The 21,277-nt window shown below is 58.7% G+C and carries 22 protein-coding genes; 12 read left to right on the forward strand and 10 right to left on the reverse strand.

Annotated elements, in window-relative coordinates; translation table 11 throughout:
• Positions 1–164: 164 nt before the first annotated feature.
• The 3 genes from leuS to holA are packed head-to-tail and all read left to right on the forward strand — an operon-like array spanning position 165 to position 4,352.
• Positions 165–2,795, forward strand: coding sequence for a leucine--tRNA ligase (gene leuS / locus ACVTFQ_RS17520; protein WP_111562726.1), 2,631 nt, complete (start codon positions 165–167; stop codon positions 2,793–2,795).
• Positions 2,785–3,306 carry an LPS assembly lipoprotein LptE gene (lptE, locus tag ACVTFQ_RS17525; RefSeq protein ID WP_111562727.1) on the forward strand — a complete coding sequence of 174 codons (522 nt, stop codon included), beginning with the start codon at positions 2,785–2,787 and terminating at the stop codon, positions 3,304–3,306. Before leuS ends, lptE begins: the two co-directional genes overlap by 11 nt.
• Before the next feature lie 11 nt (positions 3,307–3,317).
• The gene (gene holA / locus ACVTFQ_RS17530; RefSeq protein ID WP_111562728.1) at positions 3,318–4,352 is read left to right on the forward strand and encodes a DNA polymerase III subunit delta; all 1,035 of its coding nucleotides are present in this window, start codon (positions 3,318–3,320) and stop codon (positions 4,350–4,352) included.
• Positions 4,353–4,358: 6 nt separating this feature from the next.
• Here the strand turns inward: holA and ACVTFQ_RS17535 are convergent, their stop codons facing one another.
• The 8 genes from ACVTFQ_RS17535 to hemE form a co-directional block, all read right to left on the reverse strand.
• Positions 4,359–5,243 carry a ParB/RepB/Spo0J family partition protein gene (locus ACVTFQ_RS17535; RefSeq protein ID WP_111562729.1) on the reverse strand — a complete coding sequence of 295 codons (885 nt, stop codon included), beginning with the start codon at positions 5,241–5,243 and terminating at the stop codon, positions 4,359–4,361.
• Between the two features lie 31 nt (positions 5,244–5,274).
• Complete coding sequence (locus tag ACVTFQ_RS17540; RefSeq protein ID WP_047509113.1) at positions 5,275–6,069, reverse strand: ParA family protein; 795 nt, start codon at positions 6,067–6,069, stop codon at positions 5,275–5,277.
• A 19-nt stretch (positions 6,070–6,088) separates the two neighbouring features.
• Positions 6,089–6,706, reverse strand: coding sequence for a 16S rRNA (guanine(527)-N(7))-methyltransferase RsmG (gene rsmG / locus ACVTFQ_RS17545; protein ID WP_111562730.1), 618 nt, complete (start codon positions 6,704–6,706; stop codon positions 6,089–6,091).
• A 31-nt stretch (positions 6,707–6,737) separates the two neighbouring features.
• Positions 6,738–8,600: a tRNA uridine-5-carboxymethylaminomethyl(34) synthesis enzyme MnmG gene (gene mnmG, locus ACVTFQ_RS17550; RefSeq protein WP_111562731.1), complete on the reverse strand. Its 1,863-nt coding sequence runs from the start codon at positions 8,598–8,600 to the stop codon at positions 6,738–6,740.
• Between the two features lie 105 nt (positions 8,601–8,705).
• Positions 8,706–10,019 (reverse strand): tRNA uridine-5-carboxymethylaminomethyl(34) synthesis GTPase MnmE, encoded by a 1,314-nt coding sequence (mnmE, locus tag ACVTFQ_RS17555; protein WP_111562732.1) that lies wholly within the window; start codon positions 10,017–10,019, stop codon positions 8,706–8,708.
• Between the two features lie 142 nt (positions 10,020–10,161).
• The gene (gene rho / locus ACVTFQ_RS17560; protein WP_018901115.1) at positions 10,162–11,427 is read right to left on the reverse strand and encodes a transcription termination factor Rho; all 1,266 of its coding nucleotides are present in this window, start codon (positions 11,425–11,427) and stop codon (positions 10,162–10,164) included.
• Between the two features lie 194 nt (positions 11,428–11,621).
• Positions 11,622–12,158, reverse strand: coding sequence for a protoporphyrinogen oxidase HemJ (hemJ, locus tag ACVTFQ_RS17565; RefSeq protein ID WP_111562733.1), 537 nt, complete (start codon positions 12,156–12,158; stop codon positions 11,622–11,624).
• A 2-nt stretch (positions 12,159–12,160) separates the two neighbouring features.
• On the reverse strand, positions 12,161–13,195 hold the full coding sequence (hemE, locus tag ACVTFQ_RS17570; protein WP_111562734.1) for a uroporphyrinogen decarboxylase: 1,035 nt from the start codon (positions 13,193–13,195) through the stop codon (positions 12,161–12,163).
• A gap of 402 nt (positions 13,196–13,597) precedes the next feature.
• Between hemE and ACVTFQ_RS17575 the strand changes: the two genes are divergently transcribed.
• From ACVTFQ_RS17575 to dnaQ, 5 genes are read left to right on the forward strand one after another with little or no spacing between them, the layout of a single operon-like run.
• A complete protein-coding gene (locus ACVTFQ_RS17575; RefSeq protein ID WP_047509125.1) occupies positions 13,598–14,419 on the forward strand; it encodes a pyruvate, water dikinase regulatory protein in 822 nt (273 codons plus the stop codon).
• Positions 14,420–14,453: 34 nt separating this feature from the next.
• The gene (locus ACVTFQ_RS17580; protein WP_111562735.1) at positions 14,454–15,053 is read left to right on the forward strand and encodes a Maf-like protein; all 600 of its coding nucleotides are present in this window, start codon (positions 14,454–14,456) and stop codon (positions 15,051–15,053) included.
• Positions 15,046–15,903, forward strand: coding sequence for a shikimate dehydrogenase (locus ACVTFQ_RS17585; protein WP_111562736.1), 858 nt, complete (start codon positions 15,046–15,048; stop codon positions 15,901–15,903). Before ACVTFQ_RS17580 ends, ACVTFQ_RS17585 begins: the two co-directional genes overlap by 8 nt.
• On the forward strand, positions 15,903–16,514 hold the full coding sequence (coaE, locus tag ACVTFQ_RS17590) for a dephospho-CoA kinase (protein WP_111562737.1): 612 nt from the start codon (positions 15,903–15,905) through the stop codon (positions 16,512–16,514). The genes ACVTFQ_RS17585 and coaE overlap by 1 nt, the downstream gene beginning before the upstream one ends.
• Complete coding sequence (dnaQ, locus tag ACVTFQ_RS17595; protein ID WP_111562738.1) at positions 16,507–17,220, forward strand: DNA polymerase III subunit epsilon; 714 nt, start codon at positions 16,507–16,509, stop codon at positions 17,218–17,220. Before coaE ends, dnaQ begins: the two co-directional genes overlap by 8 nt.
• A 48-nt stretch (positions 17,221–17,268) precedes the next feature.
• Here the strand turns inward: dnaQ and secB are convergent, their stop codons facing one another.
• On the reverse strand, positions 17,269–17,745 hold the full coding sequence (gene secB / locus ACVTFQ_RS17600) for a protein-export chaperone SecB (RefSeq protein WP_018901123.1): 477 nt from the start codon (positions 17,743–17,745) through the stop codon (positions 17,269–17,271).
• Positions 17,746–17,840: 95 nt separating this feature from the next.
• On the reverse strand, positions 17,841–18,341 hold the full coding sequence (locus ACVTFQ_RS17605; protein WP_111562739.1) for an FxsA family protein: 501 nt from the start codon (positions 18,339–18,341) through the stop codon (positions 17,841–17,843).
• 126 nt (positions 18,342–18,467) lie between these two features.
• Here ACVTFQ_RS17605 and ACVTFQ_RS17610 point away from each other — a divergent pair, with 126 nt between their 5' ends.
• From ACVTFQ_RS17610 to ACVTFQ_RS17625, 4 genes are read left to right on the forward strand one after another with little or no spacing between them, the layout of a single operon-like run.
• A complete protein-coding gene (locus tag ACVTFQ_RS17610) occupies positions 18,468–19,172 on the forward strand; it encodes a Tim44/TimA family putative adaptor protein (RefSeq protein ID WP_018901125.1) in 705 nt (234 codons plus the stop codon).
• Positions 19,165–20,283, forward strand: coding sequence for a murein transglycosylase A (mltA, locus tag ACVTFQ_RS17615; RefSeq protein ID WP_112436384.1), 1,119 nt, complete (start codon positions 19,165–19,167; stop codon positions 20,281–20,283). Before ACVTFQ_RS17610 ends, mltA begins: the two co-directional genes overlap by 8 nt.
• Positions 20,283–20,858, forward strand: a complete 576-nt coding sequence (locus ACVTFQ_RS17620; RefSeq protein WP_111562741.1) for a Smr/MutS family protein — start codon at positions 20,283–20,285, stop codon at positions 20,856–20,858. Before mltA ends, ACVTFQ_RS17620 begins: the two co-directional genes overlap by 1 nt.
• Positions 20,855–21,232: a helix-turn-helix domain-containing protein gene (locus tag ACVTFQ_RS17625; RefSeq protein ID WP_018901128.1), complete on the forward strand. Its 378-nt coding sequence runs from the start codon at positions 20,855–20,857 to the stop codon at positions 21,230–21,232. The genes ACVTFQ_RS17620 and ACVTFQ_RS17625 overlap by 4 nt, the downstream gene beginning before the upstream one ends.
• Positions 21,233–21,277: the final 45 nt, after the last annotated feature.

The following is a 21,277-nucleotide window of genomic DNA, read 5'->3' on the forward strand; positions in this document are numbered from 1 at the left end:
ATGCACTAAACACCCGATCTTGGCTTGCCAAGGTCCGAAGCCTCGAAATTATCGCAGCTAGGCGCCGATTGGCCCCAAACCACGTCGGCAAAACTTGACGCTACGGTGGTTTCATGGTGAAGGTCACCACCAACTTCCCTTGATTTTCCGGAAATACGAATACCATGGCTACCGAACGTTATAATCCGCGCGATGCCGAGCCTCGCTGGCAGAAAAAATGGAACGAAGCGAAGGTCTTCGAGACCGACAACGCCGATCCGCGCGAGAAATACTACGTGCTGGAGATGTTCCCGTATCCGTCCGGCCGCATCCACATGGGCCACGTCCGCAACTATGCGATGGGCGACGTCGTCGCGCGCTACAAGCGCGCCCGGGGCTATAATGTGCTGCATCCCATGGGCTGGGACGCGTTCGGCATGCCGGCCGAAAACGCCGCCATGGAGCGCAACGTTCATCCCGCAGCCTGGACCTACCAGAACATCGCATCGATGAAGTCGCAGCTGAAGGCGATGGGCCTGTCGCTCGACTGGAGCCGCGAATTCGCAACCTGCGATGTCGAATACTATCAGCATCAGCAGCACATGTTCGTGGACTTCCTGGAAAAGGGCCTCGTCTACCGCAAGCAATCCAAGGTCAACTGGGACCCGGTCGACAATACCGTTCTCGCCAACGAGCAGGTTATCGACGGTCGCGGCTGGCGCTCCGGCGCGCTTGTCGAACAGCGAGAACTGACCCAGTGGTTCTTCAAGATCACCGACTTCAGCCAAGATCTGCTGGACGCCCTTGATGGTCTCGATCAGTGGCCCGAGAAGGTCCGCCTGATGCAAAAGAACTGGATCGGCCGCTCCGAAGGCATGACCATCCGCTGGGAGATAGTCGGCGAAACCGCGCCTGCTGGCGAGACCGAGGTAACGGTCTACACCACGCGCCCGGACACGCTGTTTGGCGCCTCCTTCCTCGCCATTTCCGCCGATCACCCGCTGGCCAAGGACGCCGCGGCCAAGAACGCCGAAATCGACGCCTTCTGCGAAGACGTCCGCCGCGCCGGCACGTCGCTGGCAGCGCTCGAGACAGCCGAAAAGCGGGGCATCGACACGGGCATCCGTGTCCGCCATCCTCTGGACCCTTCCTGGGAACTGCCCGTCTACATCGCCAATTTCGTGCTGATGGACTACGGCACGGGCGCCATCTTCGGCTGCCCGGCAGGCGATCAGCGCGATCTCGATTTCGCCCGCAAATACGGCCTTCCGGTCATACCCGTTGTCATGCCGCGTGACGGCGACGTCGCGACCTTCGCTGTCGGCGATACCGCCTATGACGGCGACGGCATCATGATCAACTCACGTTTCCTGGACGGCAAGTCGACGGACGAAGCCTTCAATATCGTGGCCGACCGTCTGTCGTCCGCGTCTCTGGGCAATGCCCCGCAGGGCGAGCGCAAGGTCAACTTCCGCCTGCGCGACTGGGGTATTTCCCGCCAGCGCTACTGGGGCTGCCCGATCCCGGTCATCCACTGCCAGGATTGCGGTGTCGTGCCGGTGCCGAAGAAGGATCTCCCGGTCAAGCTGCCGGAAGATGTCACCTTCGATCAGCCCGGCAATCCGCTCGACCGGCACCCAACCTGGCGCCACGTCGCCTGCCCGCATTGCGGTAAGGATGCCCGTCGCGAGACCGACACGATGGACACCTTCGTCGATTCCAGCTGGTACTTCACCCGCTTCACGGCGCCTTGGGAGAGCAAGCCGACGGATTTCGCGGCTGCCAACCGCTGGCTGCCCGTCGATCAGTATATCGGCGGTATCGAACACGCGATCCTGCACCTGCTCTATTCGCGCTTCTTTACCCGCGCCATGCGCGAAACCGGCCATGTCGATGTGAAGGAGCCGTTCAAGGGCCTGTTCACGCAGGGCATGGTGGTGCACGAGACCTATAGCCGTGGCTCTGGTATGAGCCGCGAGTGGGTCGCACCGGCCGATATCAAGATCGAGGAAATGGACGGAAAACGCCGCGCGTTCCTCCTCTCCAACAACGAAGAGATTGCCATCGGCTCGATCGAGAAGATGTCGAAATCGAAGAAGAACGTCGTCGATCCTGATGACATCATTGCTTCCTACGGCGCCGACACGGCTCGTTTCTTCGTTCTGTCGGACTCCCCGCCCGAGCGCGATGTGATCTGGTCGGAAGCGGGCGTGGAGGGCGCACACCGCTTCACCCAGCGCCTGTGGCGCCTCATCTCGGAAGCTGCCGAAGCTTTGAGTGATGTCACTGCGACTCCGGCTAAGGATGGCGATGCCCTTGCCATCTCCCAGCTGGCGCACAAGACGCTGAAGGCCGTTCAGAACGACTACGACAAGCTGTGGTTCAACAAGGCCGTCGCGCGCATCTATGAGCTCGTGAACGCCATTGCCGGCCCGCTAACAACCGTTGCAGCAGGCAAAGCCGATGCCGCCTATCGTGCCGCCGTGCGGGATGCAGCCGAAATCCTCGTGCAACTCGTGGCACCGATGACACCGCATCTGGCGGAAGAGTGCTGGTCGGTGCTCGGTCACGACACGCTGCTGTCGCAGACGGCGTGGCCGAAGTACGACGACGCTCTTGTCGTTGAAAACGACGTCGTCCTGCCGGTGCAGATCAACGGCAAGAAGCGCGCTGAATTGACAATCTCCCGCGACGCAGATCAAACTACGGTCAGCGACGCCGCCCTTGCGTTGGAGGATGTCAAGCGCGTGCTCAACGGCCAGGCGCCGAAGAAAATTATCGTGGTTCCACAAAGGATTGTGAACATTGTCGTTTAATATCGCTTCCAGGCTGGCTAGCCGCGCAGGGATTGCCGCGGTGCTGGCAACCACGGTTCTTCTCGCCTCGTGCCAGGTCCGGCCGCTCTATTCCGAAACGTCGGGCGTTGCCGGCAAGTTGTCATCCATCTCCTTCTCCGAGGCGAATTCGCGTGTCGAGCAGGAAGTTCGCAATCGGCTGATCTTCCTCGCCTCCCGCGGCGCTGGCGAACCAGACAAGGCCGATTACAAGGTCGAGATGAACGCCCGATCAAACGTCATCGATACGCTGCTGGTCGCATCCTCGGATGAGTCACGCGCGGGCCGCGCCACCGTCAGCGTCGACTATACGCTGAAGTCGAACAAGGACGGCCATGTGATCCGTGCCGGCCATCAGTCGGCGACAGCACTTGTCGACTTCCCCGCTCAGGAGTTTGCCAAGCAACGCGCTATTCGCGACGCTGAGGACCGCGCAGCACGCCAGGTGGCTGAATTCGTGGCTGCCGATATCGCCGCGGCGCTTGGCCGCTGAGGAGCGGTTGAGTGGCGGAGATAAAGTCGCATGAGTTCGAGGGATTTCTGGAGAAATCCGCCCGCCACTACCAATTATTCGTCATTTATGGCCCCGATCGCGGGCTGGTGTCTGAACGCGCCAGCCTGCTCGCGGCCAAGACTGGTGTCGACCTAACCGACCCATTTTCCCTGATAAAACTTGACATTGGTGACCTCCAGAAAGACCACGGACGCCTGCTCGACGAAGCAGGCGCGATCGGCCTCTTCGGTGGCCAGAAGCTTATCTGGATCCGCGGCGCGGCAAACGAGAAGTACCTCGTTGACGCCCTGCAGGTGCTTGCGCAAAAGCCTCCTGAGGCGACCTTCGTCATCATCGAGGCTGGCGATCTGAAGAAGGGGTCGCTCCTGCGCAAGACGAGCGAAGGAGCCCGAAGCGTCGCGACGATCCCATGCTACGCCGATGATGCGCGCGCGCTCAATAACCTGATAGACGCAGAGCTCGCTGGCGCGAACCTTCGCATCACCACCGGAGCGCGCCAGGCGCTGCTGGAACTGATCGGAGGCGATCGCATCGCCTCGCGCAACGAGGTGAGAAAGCTCGCGCTATACTGCCTCAATCTGGAGGTTATCGAGGAGCATCACGTCACGGAGATTATCGGCGACGCCAGCGCCATATCCGTCGACGATGCCGTCGATGCGATCCTAACCGGAAATTCCGGAAACTTTTTGCATGCCATGCAGAAGATCACGGCGTCGAAGACCTCCGTCTTCCTGGTCATACAGGCATGCCTGCGGCAGTTTCAATTGATGGATGCCATGCGGGCCGAGATGGAAGAGAAGCGCACGCCTGCGTCCCAGGTGATGCAGACTCTCGGGCGTCACCTTCATTTCAAGCGCAAGCCAGTCATCGAGCAAGCGCTTAGAACATGGTCGGCCGACGCACTGGCTCGTGAAACAAGCCGCTTGCAAGCCGCCATCCTTCAGACCCGGCGCCGCGCCGCGCTAGAGGACACGATCGCCATGCAAACGCTTTTATCCACCACGCTTCAGTCCGGCCGAAAATAGGCCGGATCAGCGCCGCTCCAGAAGCCGGCAGATTTCTTCCAATTGATCCAATGACTTATAAGAAATCCGGATCTGCCCGCCACTTGCCTTGTGATTGATGACGACGTCCAATCCAAGCGTATCGGAGAGGGTACGCTCAAGCGCGATTGTATCGGAATCCTTCTGATCCCGCGGATTGACTGCTGGCTTCGGCTCCGATTGCGCCTTAATGTCGTTCTGCGCAAGCCGCTCCGCGTCACGTACCGACATGCCCTTGGAAACGATCGTGCGAGCCAGGACGGTTGGGTCCGACGTGGAAACCAGCGCGCGCGCATGGCCTGCAGACAGACTGCCAGCGGCGAGCAAGTCACGAACAGGCTCAGGCAATTTCAGAAGCCGCAGCGAGTTCGCGACGTGGCTGCGGCTCTTGCCGATGATCTCGCCGAGATCGTTCTGCGTGTAACCGTAGTCTGCAATCAACTGCTCGTAGCCGAGCGCTTCTTCCAGCGCATTGAGATCAGATCGCTGAACGTTTTCGACGATCGCGATCTCGAGCGCGGTCTTGTCATCGACATCGCGCACGATGACAGGAATCTCGACAAGGCCCGCAAGCTGCGCCGCGCGCCAACGTCTTTCGCCGGCTATGATTTCATATTGGCTCGTCGAAAGTGTACGTACAACAACCGGCTGCACAATACCATGCTGGCGGATGGAGCTTGCAAGATCATGAAGCTCACCGTCATCGAAGAAGCGGCGAGGGTTGCGCGGATTGCGCGTGATGAACTCGATCGGCACCAGACGATCGGCACTAACGGCGCGCTGGCTTGCATCGACAGGCGCCGGTTGATCCATTTCACCAATCAGGGCTGCGAGGCCGCGCCCCAGTCTTCTCTTCGAGACATCATCGTTCATGTCGGTACTCACCACTTATTCAAGAGCTTGTTCAGGCAGCCAGACGCTGGCGCTCGCGCTGAATGACTTCGGAAGCCAACTGCAAATAGGCCTGGCTTCCAGCACATTTAAGGTCGTAGAGAATGGCAGGCTTGCCGTAAGAAGGCGCCTCGGACACCCGCACGTTGCGCGGAATTAACGTATGGTAAACCTTTTCGCCGAGATGGGTGCGCACGTCGTTCACGACCTGCTGCGCCAGATTGTTTCGCGAATCGAACATCGTCAGCACGATACCCTGGATATCGAGCTGCGGGTTTACGCTCCTGCGCACCTGGTCGACGGTTTCCAGCAACTGGCTCAACCCCTCGAGCGCGAAAAATTCGCACTGCAGGGGAACCAGCACCGAATGCGCAGCCGCCATCGCATTCATCGTCAGGAGATTGAACGACGGTGGGCAATCAACAAGGATATAGGAGAACTGAAACGCATCGCGCTCGGCAAGCGCCTTTTTGAGCTTGAAGACGCGATCGCTCTGCTGTGCGATCTCCATCTCGATCCCGAGCAGATCCATAGTCGAAGGGACTATGAAGAGGTTCGGTACAGCGGTTTCCTGCACAACATCGAGGATCCCATGGTCGCCGACCAGAAGATCGTATGAGGACCGGCTACGGTTCTTGCGATCGATACCCAAGCCCGTGCTTGCATTGCCCTGAGGATCGAGATCAACAATGAGAACCCGCTCGCCGATCGCGGCCAGCGCGGTTGCCAGATTGATAGCCGTCGTCGTTTTACCAACGCCACCCTTCTGATTTGCGATCGTGATAATCCGATTCCGTCCAGCAACCATTGTCGCAACGCCCGATTTGTTAGACCAAATGCCGTAAATTGGAAATTTCGAGAACGACTGAGTCCATCTCGACAGCACTCTTGTGTTCTACCAGATCAAATGCCCAGCGACCATGCGCATTTGCCACCTCTGATCGGTAATCCCGGCCTTTATGGAAATACGCGCGGATTTTTTTGTTACGGATCGCGAATGGATCGACGAACTCCAGAAGTTTATCCAGGTCCGCAAGCGCCCTGGCCGACACGAAATCGCAGACGGGGAGGTCCGCGACCGCATCCTCGATCCGCACCGGATGCACCGAACCACGGGCGCCCGTTTCCCTGAGTGCTGTGCGCAAGAAGGCAGCCTTCTTGTTGTTGCTCTCGACCAAGTGCACCCAACCGTCATTGAGCTCCGCGAGGAATATCGCTGTTACCACGCCGGGAAAGCCGCCGCCGCTACCGAGATCCACCCAGTTGCCGGCGTGCGGCTGAAGCTGGAAGATCTGAGCGCTATCAGCAATATGTCTCTCCCACGCGTCCTTAAGAGTGGAGGGCGCGGAGAGGTTGATCGCCTTGCTCCATTTCTGAAATAGACCCACAAATTGCTCAAGTCGTTCCTGTGTTTCACGTGAAACACGCCGGCCGTTCAATTCCATATGAGGACTCTCAAATAGTGTAGGTTGCAGTCTATGCAGCGACGTCGCCGCGTCGCAAATGCACCAGCAGGAGCGAAATCGCCGCCGGAGTCATCCCATCAATTCGCGAAGCCTGCGCGACGTCATAAGGACGAGCCTTCGCCAACTTCTGCTTAAGCTCGTTGGATAGGCCGGACAAGCGGTCGAAGTCAAAATCCGCTGGGATAAGCCGCTCTTCATCCCGCTTGATATGCGCCACGTCGGCTTGTTGCCGATCCATATAGACCGCATAGTTCGCCTCGATCTCAAGGGCGGCGCCCGCCTTCAAATCGATCGCGCTCAACTCGGGCCACACCGGCCTAAGCGTCTCAAGATCGAAGTCAGGGAACGCCAGCAACTCATAAGCCGTCCGCCTCTGACCATCGAGGTTGAGCTTAAGGCCAGACCGACGTGCCTCTGTTGGTGTGATCGAGAGTGACGTCAAAATTTCGCGACCCGCTTCGATCGCCGCTGCATATTGCTCAAACCGATCGACACGGGCGCGGGATGCAATCCCCAATGAGATAGCAAGCGGGGTCAGGCGAACATCGGCATTGTCTGCACGGAGCGAAAGACGATACTCCGCTCTCGATGTAAACATCCGATAGGGTTCGGCCACGCCGCGCGACGTCAGGTCGTCGATCATGACACCAATGTAGGAATCGGTACGACTGAAGCGCACCGCGTCTTGCTGTCCAGCCAGCCGAGCCGCATTGAGCCCGGCGACCAAACCCTGAGCCGCCGCCTCTTCATATCCTGTCGTGCCGTTGATCTGCCCGGCCAGGAACAAGCCTGGTTGATTCCTTACCTCAAGCGAAGGCTTCAGCTCTCGCGGGTCCACGTGGTCATATTCGATCGCATAGCCCGGCTGCAGAATGGTGACGTGCTCAAGACCCGGTATCGTTCGAATGAAGGCATCTTGGACTTCGGCAGGAAGTGATGTCGATATGCCGTTCGGATAGACCGTGTCGTCGTCGAGACCCTCAGGCTCAAGAAACACCTGGTGACCATCTCGCTCGCCAAACTTGACAAGCTTGTCCTCGATCGAAGGGCAATACCGTGGACCAACACCTTCAATCTGACCAGAATACATGGCCGAGCGCTTCAGATTGTCGACGATGATCCGATGCGTCGCTTCCGTTGTACGCGTAACGCCGCAATCGATCTGCGGGTTGGAAATATGGTCGGTCATAAAGGAGAAGGGGACGGCGTCATCATCGGCGCCCTGCCGGCCAACGCCCGCCCAGTCGATGGTCTTCCCGTCCAACCGGGCAGGGGTACCAGTCTTCAGACGACCGAGCTGCAATCCCATTCCCAAAAGTGTCTTGGACAGACCCATCGATGGCTCTTCGCCGACACGGCCGGCTGGGATCTTCTTATCACCAATATGGATAAGGCCGCGCAGGAACGTGCCGGTCGTTAAGACCACGGCACCAGCATCAAGAATCCGGCTATCTTTCATGATAACGCCCGATACACGTCCGTCCTTGATCGACAAATCAAAGGCATCGCCCTCGACAATAGTCAGATTGGGGACGGCGGAAATCTCTGCATGCATCGCCTGGCGGTAGAGCTTTCGATCTGCCTGGGTGCGCGGCCCGCGTACTGCCGGACCCTTCTTGCGATTGAGCATACGAAACTGGATGCCGCCGGCATCAGCCACGCGACCCATCAGTCCGTCCAACGCATCGATCTCGCGAACAAGATGGCCCTTGCCAAGGCCGCCGATTGCAGGATTGCACGACATGACGCCGATCGTCTCGCGCTTGTGCGTCACGAGCGCGGTTTTGGCGCCAGTGCGCGCGGCCGCGGAAGCAGCTTCGCATCCAGCGTGTCCGCCACCAATGACGATGACATCGAACCGTGAGGTATTCATAACAATGCTCCTGAGATCGCTCGGTGATGCGGCAAGCCGCCCCAGGAGTCAAGACGTTTCACGTGAAACCACGTTTTTCAGCTTCGTCGAAGTGTTTCACGTGAATCATTTGCCAATGCAGAATTCACCGAAGATAACGTCGAGCAGATTCTCGACATCGACCCGGCCCGTGATGCGGCCAAGCGCGGTGCCGGCCATGCGGAGTTCTTCCGCTCTAATATCCAGGTCAACATGATCGTTAGCGATGGCTCGTTCGATAGCCGAAATACATTCCGCTAGCGAATCGTTGTGGCGCGTGCGAGTAGGGATAGCGAGCGAGTGCGGCGGGACCCGCTCTCTTAGTCGATTTCCGATCGCCTGCCGTAGGTCATTTAAGCCGGCGCCGGTCTCTACCGAGATCCTCACATCGTATTCATTCGGCGAAATGGCGGGCAAGTCCGCCTTCGTTCCAACACGAAGTGCGGCCGACGGGACGCGGTCATTCTCTGACGGAACCGACATGTCTTCTATATAGATGACGAGATCGGCGGCATCCATCGCGGTTCGTGCACGACGAATACCTTCGCGCTCAACAACCTCATCAGTCTCCCGTAAGCCGGCGGTGTCGTAAAGCTTGACGAGAAATCCATCGATATCGAGATCCGTCGAAAGCACGTCACGTGTCGTTCCGGCGATATCCGTGACAATCGCAATGTCGCGACGAACGAGCGCGTTCATCAGGCTCGACTTGCCTGCATTCGGCAAGCCGGCGATAACAACCTTGAACCCGTCTCTGATGATCTCGCCGGTCTTTGCCATGCCAAGATGTTGACGTATCTCTTTCGCAAGCTCGGTCATATCCGACCAGACCTGGTCCGACACTGAGCCTGGGACATCTTCCTCATCAGGGAAATCCAGTTCGGCCTCGATCAGCGCGCGACCGCGCGTCAGACGTTGTGCCCAGCCTTCATAAATCGCTGAGAGCCCGCCGGAGCTCTGCTCAAGGGCGAGGCGGCGCTGCATTTCTGTCTCTGCGGAGATCAAGTCCGCGAGACCCTCGATTTCCAGTAGGTCAAGCTTGCCATTTTCGAAAGCGCGTCGGGAGAACTCGCCAGCCAAGGCTTGTCGCAGCCCATCGAACGAGTTCAGCTCCCGATAAACCGCACTGACGACCGCGCGGCCGCCATGCAGATGAAATTCGACGACATCTTCACCGGTGAAGGAGTTTGGCCCTGGAAAGAATAGTACAAGACCATTGTCCAGCACATCACCGTTACGGGTTCGAATCGTTCGTAAAGATGTTGTGCGAGCAGGGACGGTGCCTGAAACCATGCTGCGAACCACATCCTCGACCTTTGGGCCGCTTATGCGGATCACGGCCAAGCCGGCCGGAACGGCGCCGCTGGAGAGCGCATAGATTGTCTCGGTGAATTCCGCCACGGACACACTCCAATTGGTACGATACCGAATCGATCAATCGTCGTTTGAAGGACGATCGTCTGCTTCGATCAGGTGCATAGAAACAGAAAAGCCGGCCAAGATAGAGGCCGGCTTTGGTTGATTGAATCCGGCTAAGGATAAATCAGGTATTCATCGATTCGAAGAAATCCGAATTGCTCTTCGTCTGCTTCAGCTTGTCGATGAGGAACTCAATCGCATCGGTCGTGCCCATCGGGGCGAGGATACGGCGGAGAACGAAGATCTTCTGCAGATCCTGGCGTGGAACAAGCAAGTCTTCCTTACGCGTACCGGACTTGAGAATATCCATAGACGGGAAGATGCGCTTGTCGGCGACCTTGCGGTCGAGAACGATTTCCGAGTTGCCGGTACCCTTGAATTCTTCGAAGATGACTTCGTCCATACGGCTACCCGTATCGATCAGCGCGGTCGCGATAATGGTCAGCGAACCGCCTTCTTCGATGTTACGCGCAGCACCGAAGAAGCGCTTCGGGCGCTGCAGCGCGTTGGCATCAACACCACCGGTCAGAACCTTACCGGAAGAGGGAACAACCGTGTTGTAAGCGCGGCCGAGGCGCGTAATCGAATCGAGAAGGATGACGACGTCGCGACCATGTTCGACAAGACGCTTTGCCTTCTCGATGACCATCTCGGCGACCTGCACGTGACGCGTTGCCGGCTCGTCGAAGGTCGAGGAAACGACTTCGCCCTTAACCGAACGCTGCATGTCCGTCACTTCTTCAGGACGCTCGTCGATCAGGAGGACGATGAGATAGCATTCCGGATGATTGGCGGTGATCGAATGCGCGATGTTCTGCAGGAGAACCGTCTTACCCGTGCGCGGCGGTGCGACGATCAGACCACGCTGGCCCTTACCGAGGGGCGCCACGAGATCGATGACGCGCGACGAGAGATCCTTGTTGGTCGGGATCTCGAGTTCCATCTTGAAGCGCTCGTTCGGATAGAGCGGCGTCAGGTTATCGAAATGGACCTTGTGACGGATCTTTTCCGGATCGTCGAAGTTGATCGTGTTGACCTTCAGCAGCGCAAAATAGCGCTCGCCTTCCTTCGGTCCGCGGATCGGGCCTTCAACTGTATCGCCAGTCTTCAGCGAGAAGCGACGAATCTGGGACGGGGAGATGTAGATGTCGTCAGGACCGGGGAGGTAGTTGGCATTGGCGGAACGCAGGAAGCCGAAGCCGTCCTGCAGAACTTCGACCACGCCTTCGCCGATAATTTCGACGTCTTGGCTGGCAAGAACCTTGAGTATTGCGAACATCAGCTCCTGCTTGCGCATCGTGCTGGCATTCTCGACCTCGAGCGATTCGGCAAACGCCAGAAGATCGGTCGGGGATTTACTCTTAAGTTCCTGAAGCTTCATTTCAGACATGAAGTGTCCATTACTCTATAATTTTGAGGGGAAAGGCGATGTCGAGACAGTAACCGGTCCTGCGAGGAACCCGCAGACGATCGAACTTTACATACATGCCACAAGGATGAGGTGGACGGAAAATAGCGAGTCAGCTCCCCCGCCGCAAGGGGGCTGCTTAAAATGAAGCAAATTTAACCCGTCAGCCGGCTGCGTCAAAATGGCTTGACGACGACAAGGATGACGATTGCGATCATCAAAACGGTCGGCGCCTCATTCATGAAGCGCCAGTAGCGCGCCGAACGCCGGTTCTCGTCACACTCGAATGCCTTTGCCGCACGGCTGAAAAACACGTGCACGCCGGTCAAGAGAACGACAAGCCCGATCTTTGCGTGCAGCCATCCGCCCTGGAAGCCGTAGACCGACCAGGAGAGATACAGCCCAAAGATCCAGGTCAGCATCATCGCCGGGTTCATGATCACCTTCAGCAGACGCCGTTCCATCACCTTGAAGGTTTCCGACTGCACCGAGCCCGGCTCGGCATCCGTGTGGTAGATGAACAGTCTCGGCATATAGAACAGCCCGGCCATCCACGAGATCACGGCGATGATGTGAAGCGCCTTGATCCAGAGATAGAGCGTATCGGGATTCCAGACGAAGAGACCGACTGCCAGCGCAACGAAGAAGGCAATAGCGATGAAGGCGCGCCGGCGCGCATAAGAACCCGGTCTTTCGTCGATCTGGCGTTCCATGCTCAAACCCTTCCGCCGCGAACACGTTCGACAAGTAGCCGAACATTTTCAGGATCGGCCTGCGGGGTAATTCCATGTCCGAGGTTGAAGATCAGCGGACCATTGCCCAATCGCTGCAGGATATCGTCGATACCCTCCTCAAGTGCCGTCCCGCCCGCAACCATCCGCATCGGATCAAGGTTGCCCTGCACTGGGCCATCCTTCTGCAGCTCGGCTGCGAAATCGAGCGGGACGGACCAATCAAGGCCGATCGCATCAGCCTTCGTCTTCTGGCGATAGGTCTTCAAGAAATAGCCGGCGCCTTTCGCAAAGGCGATGATCTTCGCATTCGGGCGCCGCGCCTTGATCGAGGCGATCATACGCGCCACGGGTTTTACGGCAAATGCTTCGAACTCACGCTCGCCGAGCACGCCGGCCCAAGAATCGAAAATCTGCACGGCATCGGCGCCAGCATCGATCTGCGCCACGAGATAATCTGCCGAAACATCCGCCAGCAACATCAGCAGCTTCTCGAATGCCTTCGGATGCCGATAGGCAAACAGACGGGCAGGGGCCTGATCGGGGGTACCATGGCCGGCGATCATATACGTCGCAACGGTCCAGGGAGCGCCACAGAAGCCAAGCAGCGTGGTTTCCGTTGGCAGATCATTCCGGAGACGTCGAACGGTCTCCAGCACCGGTTCCAGATGCTGCATTACGCGGCTGCCATCCAGACCATCGATGCCATCGACGTCGATCGGATCCATCTCCGGTCCATGTCCTTCGGTGAAACGAACATTGCGCTTCATCGCATCGGGAATGACGAGAATGTCGGAGAAGAGAATGGCAGCATCAAAGCCATAACGCCGGATCGGCTGCAATGTCACCTCGACTGCGTAATCCGGTGTATAACAGAGATCGAGAAAGCTTCCGGCCTTGGCTCGTACCTCTCGATACTCCGGCAGGTATCGGCCCGCTTGCCGCATCAGCCAGATGGGGGGAGGGCTCAATGCTTCCCCGTCCAGAACCCGCATGATCTTCCGGCGCATTTCACTCAAGCGCTTCTTCCCTATAAAAAATCAAAGATATTTATAAGGTTTCTATTTCTTAGAGTCGGTGACTATCAAGGATTAAAATCCATCCACGTCCGATACCAATTGTCACTGTTTCGCGAGCTGCTCGGGAAGAAAATCGCGCAATTCGATGTCAGAAACAGGATTGGTACGAAATTCGATACAATTTCAATGAGATATAGGCTTAGATGAAATTCGCCAAGCTGTGGACAAGCTGTGGCTATCCGACGAACAGCCGCAGACTTTCCACAAAACCAACAGCCCATCTTTCCCGGCCTCCAAAGAATCCGAAATGTGGAAAACCAGGCATGTTTTCCCTTGCCTAACCCCCGGCGCGTCTCGTAGCTCTCCGTCATCCAGTGTTTTCAACAGGCAGCGGAAAATAGCGTGGAGAACCGTACGAACTTCTTCCATCTGCATCTCATTTCTGACTCGACGGGCGAAACGCTGATTTCGGCCGGCCGCGCGGCATCGGCGCAATTCAAGTCGGCGCAGCCGATCGAACATGTCTATCCGCTGATCCGCAATCGCAAGCAGTTGCTGACAGTGCTGCAGGCAATCGACGGCGAGCCGGGCATTGTGCTCTACACGATCGTGGATCGCGAGCTCGCCACGCTGATCGACGAGCGTTGCCTCGAAATGGGCGTCGCCTCGGTCAATGTGCTTGAGCCCGTTCTCAATGCGTTTCAGATCTACCTTGGCGCGCCGTCGCGTCGCCGGGTCGGCGCCCAGCATGTCATGAACGCCGGATATTTCGCGCGCATCGAAGCGCTGAACTTCACGATGGATCATGACGACGGTCAGATGCCGGATGATTATAATGACGCCGACGTCGTCATCATCGGGATCAGCCGCACGTCGAAGACACCGACCAGCATCTACCTCGCCAACCGCGGCATCAAGACCGCCAACATCCCGATCGTCTATGGCGTGCCCCTGCCGGAAAGCCTCTTCGAAGCGACCAAGCCGCTCATCGTCTGCCTGATAGCCACCACCGATCGAATCTCCCAGGTCCGCGAAAATCGCGACCTCGGCGCGACGCCCGGCTTTGATCGCGGCGACTACACGGATCGAGCCGCCATATCCGAAGAGCTGAAATATGCCCGCTCGCTTTGCGCCCGCCACAACTGGCCGCTGATCGACGTAACCCGCCGCTCCATCGAGGAGACGGCGGCGGCAATCGTTGCCCTGCGTCCCAAGCTGCGCTAAGCGCTGCCCCAAGCCAATCGCGCCGAGAGCACAGATGATACCGAAACTCATACTCGCCTCCTCCAGCCCCTTCCGTCGCATGCTGATGGAAAACGCCGGCCTGTCCTTTGAAGCTCATCCGGCGAAGGTCGATGAGCGGGCGATCGAAGCACCGCTTGAGCGGGATGGCGCAACGCCGGATGCGATCGCGCTGGTCCTGGCCAAGGCCAAAGCCAGGGAGGTGAGTGATCGCTCGCCGGGCGCAATCGTGATCGGTTCAGATCAAACCATGTCTCTAGGGCAGCGCACATTTCATAAGCCGAAGAGCATGGAAGACGCGGCCGCTCATCTCGCCGCGCTGTCCGCGCATACCCACCGGCTGAACAGCGCGGTCGCGCTCGCCTATAACGGCGACATCATCTGGGAGCATGTCTCGCGCGCTGAACTGACGATGCGTCCGCTCACCGATGATTTCATCGAACGGCACCTGAAGCGGGTCGGCGAGCGCGCCTTGAGCAGCGTCGGCGCCTATCAGCTGGAAGGGGAGGGACTGCAGCTCTTCTCGAAAATCGATGGCGACTACTTCACCATCTTGGGGCTGCCGATGCTGCCGCTTCTGGAAAAACTGCGAGAATTGGGTGCGATCGATGGATGATTCACGTGAAACAATCGGCCCGCGCGCCTTCGTCACCGGCTTTCCCGTCAAGCATTCGCGCTCGCCGATCATCCATGGATATTGGCTGAAGTCGCTGTCGCTCGACGGAAGCTACCGCACCCATGAAGTCGCGCCGGACGATTTTCCAGCTTTCATCCAATCATTGAAATCAGGCGCCTCGGGTTTTGTCGGCGGCAACGTAACGATCCCGCACAAGGAGATTGCGTTCAACCTGGCTGACGAGCCGGATGATCTCTCGCGCGAGCTTGGTGCGTCCAACACGCTCTGGCTCGAGGACGGCAAGCTGAAGGCCACGAACACCGACGGCCGCGGCTTCACCGCAAATCTTGATGAACGACATCCCGGCTGGGACAAGGTGCGATCGGCGGTCATCCTGGGCGCCGGTGGCGCCAGCCGTGCCGTCATCCAGGCCGTCCGCGATCGCGGGATCAAGGAGATCCACCTTGTCAACCGTACCGTCGCCCGCGCGGTCGAGCTCGCGGATCGCTTTGGAGCAGCCGTGCATCCGCATCCGATGACGGCTCTTTCCGAAGTGATGAGAGGCGCAGGCCTCTTTATCAACACCACGTCTCTCGGCATGGAAGGGGAGATCGCGCCCGATATCGATTTCTCTCCGTTGCAGTCAGACGCCGTTGTCACCGACATTGTCTACGTGCCGCTGAAGACGCCCATTCTCGCGCAGGCTGAGGAACAGGGTTTCGCGACCGTCGATGGTTTGGGTATGTTGTTGCACCAGGCGGCGCCCGGTTTTGAGAAATGGTTCGGCAAGCGGCCCGTTGTCGATCAGACGCTTCGCGCCTTGATCATCGAGGATATGGAAAAGCATTGATGCTGAAAATTGGACTGACCGGCTCGATCGGGATGGGCAAATCGACCACGGCAAAGCTGTTTGCCGATGCCGGTCTGCCGGTCAATGATGCCGACGCCGTCGTCCATGATCTTTATGCGGGTGCCGCGGCGCCCCTGATCGAGGCGGCTTTTCCAGGCTCGGTGAAAGATGGCACGGTCGATCGCCAGGAATTGGGCCGGCAACTTGCGTTGCGGCCAGAAGGCTTCAAGCAACTGGAGCAGATCGTTCATCCTCTCGTCCGCGAGCGCGAGGCGATGTTTCTCGACGAGCAGCGGGGGCAGGGCACACCGATGGTCCTTCTCGACATACCACTGCTTTTCGAGAGCGGCGGCGCGGATCGCGTCGATGTCATCGTCGTCGTCAGCTGTGATCCACAGATTCAGCGTGAGCGGGTACTTGCGCGTCCGAACATGACGGAAGAGAAATTCAATATGATTCTCTCGCGCCAGACCCCCGATGCGGAAAAGCGCCGGCGCGCAGATTACGTGGTCGATACCGGTCACGGCATCGATCAGGCGAGGGAGCAGGTCGGTGTCATCATCGCGGACCTGAAACAGCGGATAGCGAACGGAGATTTCCCGAATGCGTGAAATCATTTTCGATACGGAAACCACCGGGCTTGATAACCGCACCGATCGCATCATCGAAATTGGCGGCATCGAACTCTTCAATCACTTCCCGACGGGAAAGACGCTGCACATCTACATCAATCCCGGTGACCAGAAGGTCCATCCGGACGCGCTCGCCGTTCATGGGATCACCGATGAGTTCCTGAAGGACAAGCAGCCCTTCGCGGCAGTAGCGCAGGAGATTCTCGATTTCTTCGGCGAAGGAAAGTGGATCGCCCACAACGCCACCTTCGACATGGGCTTTATCAATGCCGAGTTCGCGCGGCTTTCGCTGCCGCCGATCTCTCCCGAAAATGTGATCGATACGTTGTCGATGGCCCGTCGCAAGAATCCGATGGGCCCGAACTCGCTCGATGCGCTCTGCCGTCGCTATGGGATTGATAATTCCCATCGCGCCAAGCACGGCGCGTTGCTCGACTCCGAACTGCTCGCCGAAGTCTATATCGAGATGATCGGCGGTCGCCAGACAGCACTTGGTCTCGGTGTGGCGCAGAACAACGGCGCCTCGGAACGCAACGACAGCGATGACGATATTGTCCTGGTCGCGCTGGAGCGACCGCGACCGCTGGCACCGCGCCTCAGCGGAACCGAAGCCGAGCAGCATGATGCGCTGATTGCCAAGCTCGGCCAGAAGGGTATCTGGGCCAAATACGATCGCCCAAACTAAAATGCCCGGGCGCTGGCCCGGGCATCTCGGTGATCATTTGATCAGCAATTAGTTCGCCTGAACCTTTGCGCGGGCCTGCTCTTCGGCAACGCGCTGGGCAAACATCTGCGAGAAATCGATCGGATCGATCATCAGCGGCGGGAAGCCGCCGTTGCGGGTCACGTCGGCAATGATCTGACGTGCGAACGGGAAGAGCATGCGCGGGCACTCGATGAAGAGAACCGGCAGCATGTGTTCCTGCGGGAAGCCAGCGATCCGGAAAACGCCGCCATAGACGAGCTCCGTGTGGAATACCGTCTTGTCGCCTTCCTTGGCTTCGGCGTTCAAGGAGAGAACGACGTCGAAGTCCGTGTCGGAAAGCGGGTTGGCGTTGACGTTGACATTGATGTTGATGGCCGGTGCCTTGTCGCGGGCCTGCAGCGAACGCGGTGCACCAGGATTTTCGAAGGAAAGGTCCTTGGTGTACTGTGCTAGAATGGTAAGGCTCGGGCTCGTTGCGCCGTTATTGCTGTTTTCGCTGTCCATTGGCTTTTCCTCGAGGGCATTGGATTTCGCCGCATCTATCATTTCGACGATGTCGTTACAACCCTAGGCCAGCCAGCGCCAATCTAGCAAGAGCCTCATTCGCCTAGGCTTTTGCCGGACCAGGGCGACTTGCCGTTCGGGTCACGCTGATAATCGTCCGCATCGAGATCGACGACGGTTGCATTGTTGTCCCGATAAGGGGAGTGCGCCGATGTGGGGGATGGCCCGGATGCACCCACCACCACGAAACGGCGGCTCACATAATTCCACGCAAGATCGCGTACCGCCGGGATGAAGATGAGCAGCGCGACGATATCGCTGATGAAGCCTGGAATGATCAGGAGCAGCGCGGCGATCACGAACATTGCCGGCCGCAGCAGCTCGCGGCCGGGCACTGCGCCAGAACGTCCTTCCATCGACATGCGCTGCAGGATGCCGATACCCTGCCGGCGCAAAAGCATCATGCCGGCCACGAAACTCAGCATGACAAGTCCGAGCGTCGCCCAAAGGCCGATCGCCTTGCCGACAATCACGAAGCCCGCGATCTCGGCCAAAGGCATGAGCAGCAGAAAACCAGGCAGCATTGTAAGGCGCATTATTTCTCTCCGGTTCTCACCGGTCTCCATTGAAATCGGCCCAACGTACCGGACCCATTTGAATCATCTGTATATGCAGACTATATGGGTATACAAATTCTAGATGTTAACAGATTGCGGCGGGATATGGGTTCAAACGACTTCATCACTTTGTTTTTTCTCGTGGCGGCGGTGCTGATATTTTTGCAGCTGCGCAACGTCCTTGGTCGACGCACGGGAAATGAGAAGCCGCCACGCGATCTCTACACGCCGCGCGATGCCGCCGGCCCCGAGACGCCGGATGCCGGAAAGGTCGTCACCCTGCCGCGCCGCGATGCGGCAGGCGAGGAAGAGGACCGCTTCGCGGCAATCGACGCCTTCGCTCCGGCCGGCACACCGCTCAATGAATCGCTGCGGGAGATGAACAAGGCGGATCCTTCCTTCAACCCGAAGGAATTCGTCAACGGCGCGCGCATGGCTTATGAAATGATCGTGATGGCCTTTGCCGACGGCGATCGCAAGACGCTCAAGAATTTGCTGTCCAAGGAAGTTTACGAAGGCTTCGACGCGGCGATCGCCGATCGTGAGAGCAAGGGCGAGAAGGTCAAATCCACCTTCGTCGGCATCGACAAGGCCGAAATCAAGAATGTCGAGGTCAATGGCAGCGAAGCGCAGATCACCTTGCGCATCATCAGCCAGATGATTTCCGCGACATACGACAAGGCCGATGTCCTTGTTGACGGTGACGCGGAAACCGTTGCCGAGATCAACGACCTCTGGACATTCGCACGCGACACCCGCTCGCGCGATCCGAACTGGAAACTCGTGGCCACCGAATCGGAACATGAGTGATGATGAACGAGGCTTTGCCCTCGAGGCGATAGGCTTTGACGACCTGGAAGGCTGGCGGGATGACGATCCCTCCAGCCTTTTCGAGGCTATGGAAGCCTGTCGTCAACATATCGAGCAAACCAAGCCCTACCGCACAGGATCGTTGGGCCTAACCAGCTCCGATCTCCTGGAACTGTTGCAGGCCGCGCGCGATGCACGGCCGATGTCGGCGAGCGAGGCGCGCGCCTTCTTCGAAGCGCACTGTCGGCCCTTCAGGATCAAGCGAACCGACGGCCAACCCGGCTTCGTCACTGCCTTCTACGAGCCCGAGATAACCGTCTCAGCAAGTCCCGACGACGAATACCGCTTCCCATTCTACCGTCGCCCCGAGGACCTGATCGACCTCGACGATCACATCCGTCCCGCCTCGATGGATCCGTACTATATGTTCGGCCGTTTGCGCGCGGGAACGATTGAGCCCTATCTCGACCGCGCCGCCATCGACAAAGGGGCGCTGGAAGGGCAGGGGCTGGAGATTTGCTGGGCAAAGTCCAAGGTCGACGTCTTCCTCGTGCATGTCCAGGGCGCCGCACGCCTGCGTTACCCCGATGGGCACACGGGGCGTATCACCTATGCGGCCAAGGCCGGCCATCCGTTTTCGGCGGTCGGCAAACTGCTGATCGATCTCGGCGAGATCGACCGGGCGAACATCTCGATGCAATCGATCCGGCATTGGCTCGCGGTCAACCCCGACCGTGTCGATGACATTCTTGCGCACAACCGGTCCTACATTTTCTTCCGCGAGGTCGAGATCGACAACGCGCATGCCGGCCCGATCGCGGCCGCCAAGGTGCCGCTCATCGCAGGACGGTCGCTTGCCGTCGATCGCCTGATCCACACCTTCGGCTTTCCGTTCTACATCCACTCGCAAGGCCTGCTGCACCTGGAGAATGGAAAGCCTTTCCAGCGCCTGATGCTGGCGCTTGATACCGGTTCGGCCATCGTCGGCCCGGCGCGGGGTGACATCTTCACCGGCTCCGGCGACGCGGCCGGCGAGCTTGCCGGCACCGTGCGCCATGACGCCGATTTCGCTATCCTGATCCCGAACAAAGCCGCCGCGAGGTTTGCGTGATGGCGAAGGACCGCAAACTCAGCGCCGATGAACGCATCCTTTGGGGCAAGGTCGCGCGCAGCACGCGCCCCATGCCCGGCAACGCTGGCGCAATGAACGATCTCGATGCCTTCCTGGTGGAGGCCGAAAAGGAAGCGGAAGCCACCAATATGAAAACCGCTGCCGCACCGAAAGCTGTCGCAGGCGGCGGGCAGCCTGAACCGGCAGCCGCGCCGAAGCCCGCGGGCGGCATCCATCACCCGCTGGAGCGTCCGGTGAAGCGCAAGATCGCCAAGGGCCGCCTCGCGCTCGAGGCCCGCATCGATCTTCATGGCCTGGTTCAAAGCGAAGCTCACATCATGCTGCTCGAATTCCTGATGCGGGCCCACGATCGCGGTATGCGCCATGTCCTCGTCATCACCGGCAAGGGCAGTTCGCTTGGCAGCGACGGTGCATTGAAGCGTGCCGTGCCGATGTGGTTCTCCAAGCCGGAGTTTCGCTATCTCATCTCTTCTTACGAGGCGGCGGCGCAGCATCATGGCGGCGAGGGCGCGCTCTACATCCGCCTGTCTCGTCGCGCGGGCGATCGGCTATGACGCCGTTCGGGGAAGCGATCCGCAAGCTCAGGGAGCGCAAGGGCGTGTCGCAGAAGCAGATGGCCGAGGCGTTGAACGTGTCGCCCGCCTATCTCTCGGCACTTGAGCATGGAAAGCGCGGCGTCCCGACGTTCGATCTTCTGCAGCGCATCGCCGGCTACTTCAACATCATTTGGGATGAGGCCGACGATCTGTTCCTGATCGCGCGCTTTTCCGATCCGCGAATTGTCATCGATACCTCGGGTTTGGCGGCCGAATACACGACCTTCGCCAACCGTCTGGCGGGGTCTATTCGCCATCTGGATGAGGCGACCCTGGCAAAACTGTCGGAGGTTCTCGAAAATGCTGAAAACGCCGACGGAAAACGGTCATAATCCCCTGTTTTATGCGCTCTTGGGGGCCGCTGGCATTGGGAACTT

It is taken from the genome of Rhizobium sp. O111, assembly GCF_055616315.1.